Annotated in this window: 7 protein-coding genes and 1 pseudogene; 5 read left to right on the top strand and 3 right to left on the bottom strand. The window is 61.9% G+C overall.

Annotation, left to right across the window (positions count from 1 at the left end; translation table 11 throughout):
• The 3 genes from RTN46_RS16275 to RTN46_RS16265 all read left to right on the top strand — a co-directional run.
• A partial coding sequence (locus tag RTN46_RS16275) for a hypothetical protein (RefSeq protein WP_312182949.1) occupies nucleotides 1-231 on the top strand: 231 nt, incomplete at its 5' end.
• Between the two features lie 114 nt (nucleotides 232-345).
• A complete protein-coding gene (locus RTN46_RS16270; protein WP_312182948.1) occupies nucleotides 346-1,131 on the top strand; it encodes a hypothetical protein in 786 nt (261 codons plus the stop codon).
• Between the two features lie 136 nt (nucleotides 1,132-1,267).
• The gene (locus tag RTN46_RS16265; protein ID WP_312182946.1) at nucleotides 1,268-1,945 is read left to right on the top strand and encodes a DUF6318 family protein; all 678 of its coding nucleotides are present in this window, start codon (nucleotides 1,268-1,270) and stop codon (nucleotides 1,943-1,945) included.
• 2 nt (nucleotides 1,946-1,947) lie between these two features.
• Here RTN46_RS16265 and RTN46_RS16260 read toward each other — a convergent pair whose 3' ends face one another.
• From RTN46_RS16260 to RTN46_RS16250, 3 genes are read right to left on the bottom strand one after another with little or no spacing between them, the layout of a single operon-like run.
• Nucleotides 1,948-2,745 carry an MSMEG_6728 family protein gene (locus RTN46_RS16260; protein ID WP_312182944.1) on the bottom strand — a complete coding sequence of 266 codons (798 nt, stop codon included), beginning with the start codon at nucleotides 2,743-2,745 and terminating at the stop codon, nucleotides 1,948-1,950.
• A gap of 4 nt (nucleotides 2,746-2,749) precedes the next feature.
• Complete coding sequence (locus tag RTN46_RS16255; RefSeq protein ID WP_312182942.1) at nucleotides 2,750-3,316, bottom strand: GNAT family N-acetyltransferase; 567 nt, start codon at nucleotides 3,314-3,316, stop codon at nucleotides 2,750-2,752.
• Nucleotides 3,303-3,935, bottom strand: coding sequence for a DUF1684 domain-containing protein (locus RTN46_RS16250; RefSeq protein WP_312182940.1), 633 nt, complete (start codon nucleotides 3,933-3,935; stop codon nucleotides 3,303-3,305). The genes RTN46_RS16255 and RTN46_RS16250 overlap by 14 nt, the downstream gene beginning before the upstream one ends.
• 22 nt (nucleotides 3,936-3,957) lie before the next feature.
• Here RTN46_RS16250 and RTN46_RS16245 point away from each other — a divergent pair, with 22 nt between their 5' ends.
• Nucleotides 3,958-4,710 (top strand): sulfite exporter TauE/SafE family protein, encoded by a 753-nt coding sequence (locus RTN46_RS16245; protein ID WP_312182939.1) that lies wholly within the window; start codon nucleotides 3,958-3,960, stop codon nucleotides 4,708-4,710.
• A gap of 461 nt (nucleotides 4,711-5,171) precedes the next feature.
• Nucleotides 5,172-5,476: pseudogene (locus RTN46_RS16240) on the top strand (hypothetical protein); the annotation flags it as partial.

Below are 5,476 nucleotides of genomic sequence, written 5' to 3'. Positions count from 1 at the left end.
TGGATATCTGGTGCCAAAATTAACTTTCAAGACGCAGACAGTGCCTATGTCCTGTCGCCGGAGGGCGACTATCAAGTGCTGATCCAGTTCACGCAGGATCCTTTGGAGTTTCGGGGTCCTGATGGAAAGGTCTACGAAACCCATCCTGGCAGCAGCAAACCGGTTGCACAGATCATGGAGGCAAAGTTCTTAGCAGGTCAGTGGTTCGTCGAACAACTCTCAAGTATGTGACTTTGAATGAGATCACTTTACCGATTGTCTGTTGTAACACTCACTTTCGCTGTGGTGGCTAGTTTCTTCGTTCTTCCTACTGTTGCTGCAGAGTCTTCCAATGGAAGCTCCGGCATGCATGATGACAAAGTGACAGGTAGTTGGCAGCAACATCAGAGTGGAATCTGGGCCAGTTTTGACTTCGGAATTCCTGAGAATCCCATCGGATACCGTTTTGAATTGGTGTGCTTCGAAGACCAGGAATACGGCGATGTGGATTGTTTATCTCAGGCAGCTCAATGCTCGGCTGGTCCAGATGGCAGGCTGGTGTGGTGGTTTGCAGGCCTAAAGACGAGGGCTCCATCAGGCTGGTCACGAGTCTCGGAAAGTCCCAGCTGCATCTATTCAGAGGACCCCGCCGCCTTCGAGGAACGAATCCGCGAGGCGGTTCTGACCGCTTTCCAGGAAAGTCCGATTACTCCCGGTCAGCTGACGATGCAGCCGAGTCCCCATACTCTCGTCGGGGCGCACACGAACGTTTATGTGGAGGCCGGTGAACAGGTTTTCGAAATGAACCTTCTTGGCCAGTCGATCCGCATCGTCGTTGAGCCCACGGAATACACTTTCGATTACGGAGATGGCACTTCATTGGGGCCCGTTCGAGTCCCCGGCGGTCCGCTCCCTGAATTCCGCTGGGGGGAGCAGACAGCAACCAGCCATATATATGAGCAGACCGGTGATTTCCCGGTCACCGTGACCACCCATTTCTCGGGGGAGTACTCCGTGAATGGCGGCCCGATGGTCCCCATCGACGGCCGGGCGCAGGTGACGTCGCCGGTGCAGGTCCTCAGCGTGTGGCGTTCAGAGTCCCGGAATGTGGCTGATGACTGCCTGGTCAATCCAACGGGCGTCGGCTGCTAAATACGCCAGCTTTGACAGCGTTCTTCTCTCCCAGTGGCTGACCGGATATACGCCTGTGGATAACCCCAAACCCCTTGCCCTGAGCCAGTAGCATCAGCGGAACACAGATCGCTGAGGGCGGATCAAGGGGACGAACATGAGCAAAAACAAGGCGGCACAGGCGGGCAAAAGAATTGGGCAAAGTATGGCGTTCGTCGTGGCGCTGTTCCTCATAAGCGGTTGCTCAGCTGCGGCCGGAACCGGGGGTCCGGCCGGTGATGCACCCGCTTCTAGTCCCGCAGCGGGCGGTTCCGCGGAAGCATCTGAATCCCCGACTCCGCTCCCGGCTCCCACACCGTCATACAGCCAGGCTTCGGGACAAGGCCCGGCAGTCAACGTGGTGCTCCCGACACTTCCCGAGGTGGCGAAACAAGAAACCGTAGAGGGTTTCCTGGCGTTCGTTGAGTACTGGTTCGATTTGATCAACTACGGGTATGAAACCGGTGATGTGGAACCGGTCAGGGCCATTAGCGGTCCAAACTGTAAGGTCTGCGTGAACTTCTATGAGGACATTCCCGTTCCCTATGTGGAGGGCGGCTGGTTGGAGGGCGGAAACGTCGAAGTGGAAGATTTGGAGTCAGCATTCGTCCTGACGCCGGAAAACCGACGACAAGCAATCGTGGCCGTCCGTCAACGCGTGATCATTTACCGGGACAGTGCCGGCCAATCTACCGGGGTCACCGCTGGGGACTTGAACGCCTTCCGTCTCATCATTGAAGGAACCTATACGGGCGACGGATGGTTCGTAGACACCGCGGAATCTGTCGGGTGGTAGCCCTAGTTTTCGCGGGAGGCCGGAACCGGCACTGTGAACAGCGTCCTCGGATCCTGCAGCAAAGCGGGATAGGCGAAAGCAGACCGGGCCACCACCGTCCCGGTCAGCGAAATCCTCCGCCGCGCAGTGTCATTCGTCAAAGTCACCGGCCCAACGTGGCCCAGCTCCAGCTGCGAACGGTCCGTACCCAGCAACGCCACAGTATCGCCGTCGTTCATAGCCTCCAGAAAACGCTCCAATTGGCGGCCTCTCTTGCCGGTGATGGGAGTGCCGCGGGCAGAGAGCATTGGCAGCTCGATGACCGGACCGTCGGGATCCCGGACTGGACGGGCGATCCACAGCCACGGGTCGGCTGGCTCAGGGGGAGCCGTCGGCGCTTCGGGCTCCGGCCAGACATACGGCAGGCCCGCCGGAGTCCCCGGAAACAGGCCCGCATAAAAGTCCGGATCTTTTCCAAGGAGATTCGAGCGGTGGCCTTCATGAAACGCCGTGTCACCCAGCCATGGCGGCTTGGGAACGACGTCGGACGCTGCCTCGGGTGCGAACTCCAGCAGCTGGTCCCGAACCGTGTCCGCGAAGCCGCGCGAGACCCACTCGTCGGCCATCGCCAGCCCGTACGCGGTCAGCGCCGGAACATATCCCATCCACATCCGAGTCGCCGGATGGTTCTGCCATCCGTAATCCGGAACAACCAGCGCCCGCAAAATCTGCAGGGTCTCAACCCGTTGTTTTCCCAATCTGGGTGGATCCAGGACCCGTGCGCTGCTGGCAAAGCCTTCATACGGGAGGAACGTCTGCATCGGCTCAGCCTGCGGGGGAGAGAGTGCGGGCCAACACGAGGTCATCGAAAACATGCGGACCCAGTGGGAATTGTTTGCGTCCCACCACCGAGAACCCCGACTTCCGATAAAAGGCCTGTGCCCTCAGGTTCAGGCCATTAACGCCGAGCCACAGGGAACCAGCCCCCGTCTCCTCGGCTGCCTGCAACACTGAGGTCATCAGCGCGGACGCCACACCCCGCCCATGGGCAGCCGGATGCGTGTAGAACTTGGAGAGCTCCGCCACCGGGCCCGGCAGGTCTGCCAAGGCCGCAGCGATCAGTGGATCCGAAGGCGGCTCCAGGACCAGCAGGGCGTAACCGATCGGCTCTGCAGCACCCCGGGCTATCAAGACCCTCCGGGCCTCATTCTGGATATACCCGGAAAATGCGTCCGCCGACAACGCCCGGGCTGCGAATTCTGCCGCCTCGTCCTCCGTCACCGCTGGCGGACAGGCCAACGGAAAGGTCAGGGCCGCGAGTGTGGCCAAAGCAGCGGCATCCGTGGGCGACGCAGGCCCAACGGGAAAGGACCCTGACTCAGTACTCGGCATAGAGTTCACCCGCCATCAACGGGACATCCACACGGTTGTCCGGTCCGGGCAGCGGGCACGCCCAGCGTTCGTCGTAGGCGCAGGAGGGGTTGTACAGGAAATTGAAGTCCAGGATCAGCGAATCCTCCGAGCGTTCACCCAAATGCGCTCCCTTGATCGTGTCCAGCAAATAGCGCCCGCCGCCGTAAGTTCCGCCGTCCGTTCCTGCGAGGGAGTCCCGAACCGGGAGGAAAAGTCCGCCGCCGTACGTGGCCAGCCGCCACAGTGCCAGGCCGCCAACACCGGGGACCTGCACCGTTCCCAGCCGCTCAAAGTACACCGTCCCGTCGGTCCCGGTGGGAACCTCCATGCGCTGCCCGGCGCCGTCGTCGTCAATCGCTGCCTCGAAACGCAGCGCAGGATCATAGGGTGCGACGGCGAGCCCCGTGAAGCGTGCCTTCGCGGAGCCTTCCAACGGGGAAGCGGGGTGGGAACCGAAGAGCCGGTTACGTTCGGTGCGCCACAGGTCGTGGGCGGTCGACGGCGATTCCGCCGTGGCGGTACGCCTGACCTGCGCATATATATCGAAGATGCGTCTGCGCCAGTCAGCCGTCTGGAGTGCCGAAGCAGGAGAAACCATAGGCTCAGCGTAGTGTGTTTGGGTGACTACCGGACTTCTCATTGTGGTGTTGACCTCCATCTTTATCGGGGCCGTCGCCCAGCGAATCGCCGGGCTCGGCTTCGCACTGCTCATTTCCCCCTTCCTCGTCATCATCCTTGGAGCCCATGGCGGCGTCCTGATGGTGAACATCTGCGGATTGATTTCGTCCCTCCTGATCATGTTCCGCGTCTGGAAGGAAGTTGACTGGAGTATGTACCGCTGGCTGGCCATTCCGGCAGTCGCGGGCAGCATCCCGGCGTCGATTGCAGCCGTGTACCTTCCGGCGGCGCCGATGGCCGTGATTGTTGGTGCGATCGTGCTGGTTGCCCTGGGCGCTTCGCTGGTGCTGGCGCGCAACTCGGTGGTGGTTACCGGGAACACAGCGAAGGCAGTTGCCGGGTTCGCCTCGGGCGTCACGAACGCGGTTGCCGGTGTCGGCGGTCCGGCAGTCAGCGCCTACGCGGTGATGGCGCGGTGGCCGCAGCGATCGTTTGCGGCAACGCTTCAGCCGTTTTTCGTGACCATTGCCATCGTTACCCTGAGCGTGAAGCTCACGATGGACCCGGGCCAGATGCCCCCGTTTAGCGCACTTTCCTGGATCATGATCGGGGTGCTGATCGTGGCCGGTATCTATACGGGAGAGAAGCTCCAGAAACACATCAGCGATGAGCATGTGCGTTTTGGCGTCATCGTTATCGCGTTCATCGGCGCGGCGGCGGCGATGGTCAAGGGGATTTTCGACCTCTACGCCTGATAGGCGCTGGCTATCGGCGCGGGTAGCGCGCGGTTGCGGGTCGGGTAGCGCGGGTGGCGCGCGGTTAGTGGGCGGCTGGAGTGCGGCTCGACGGCGGTTGCAGGGCGGGTAGCGCGTCTCGACGGCTGCTGCGGAGCGGGCGCGGTTCAACGGGCTGCTGGTGCGGTCGGTTGTCGGGCTGCCGACCCGGCTATGGGCACGCGTCGGCGGGCTGTCGGTGTGCGATCCGGCTGCGGCCTGGACCGGTCCTAAGTCTCAGGAAGTTTGGACGGCCACCCGTGGTGTGTGACGGCTGCGGCCCGTCGAAGGGGCCCCTGGCACAGACACTCGCCTGGGTTTCGGCTCCCTGAACGTCTGCCACAAAAAGTTGAGTAGTGCGGGTCGAAAGACCAGTAATTGGTGCGGCTGAAAAGGCCTGTTTTGGGGCTTGGAATGTCGGTGGCAGCTGAAAGTGTTGGGGTATGAGCAGCTCCCCGAACACTCCGTTTACCGGGCCCGCAGGCCGGGAAGACAGTGGTGTGCCCGGCGCCCCGGGCCGGGAAGACGGTGGTGTGCCCGGCGCCCCGGGCCGGGAAGACGGTGGTGTGCCCGGGCCCGCGGGTTCTGGTTCCGCTGCGGTGTTTTGCGCTGATCCCGAAGACCTGTCCGCTGTACCCGGTGCTGGGGTTCCGGTGGGGTTTGCTGGGCGGTTATCGCTGGGCTCGGCGAAGCTGCTGGGATTTGAGGAGACTATCGGGGCGTTGGAGCGGCTCGGTGTGTTGATCTG

It is taken from the genome of Arthrobacter sp. (assembly GCF_031988865.1).
Lineage (GTDB): Bacteria > Actinomycetota > Actinomycetes > Actinomycetales > Micrococcaceae > Arthrobacter_B.
This window is presented reverse-complemented; position numbering and strand designations above follow the sequence as displayed.